We start from the raw sequence: 267 nt of genomic DNA on the forward strand, positions 1-267 counted from the left end.
ACCCGGACCTGCCAGCGGACTTCACCTACCTGCAGGTCAGCGCCGGAGGCTCTCATTCCCTGGCCCTGGGCAGCGACGGCAACGCCTACGCCTGGTGATACAACTACAATGGCCGGCTCGGCGACGGGACAACAAGCGAGCGGCATGCGCCGGTCATGGTGAGGAAGCCCGACCGCAGCACGTACCCGGACCTGCCAGCGGACTTCACCTACCTGCAGGTCAGCGCCGGAGGCTCTCATTCCCTGGCCCTGGGCAGCGACGGCAACG

1 protein-coding gene and 1 pseudogene are annotated in these 267 nt (G+C 67.4%); both read left to right on the plus strand.

All coding sequences use genetic code 11. The features are described from left to right. The first annotated feature begins 29 nt into the window (after positions 1–29). The gene (locus H3V04_RS11050; protein WP_373564732.1) at positions 30–98 is read left to right on the plus strand and encodes an RCC1 domain-containing protein; all 69 of its coding nucleotides are present in this window, start codon (positions 30–32) and stop codon (positions 96–98) included. A 15-nt stretch (positions 99–113) separates the two neighbouring features. Next, positions 114–267, plus strand: a pseudogene (locus tag H3V04_RS11055) (hypothetical protein); the annotation flags it as partial.

Origin of the sequence: Bifidobacterium sp. M0353, assembly GCF_016100645.1 — a bacterium.
Classification (GTDB): domain Bacteria; phylum Actinomycetota; class Actinomycetes; order Actinomycetales; family Bifidobacteriaceae; genus Bombiscardovia; species Bombiscardovia choladohabitans.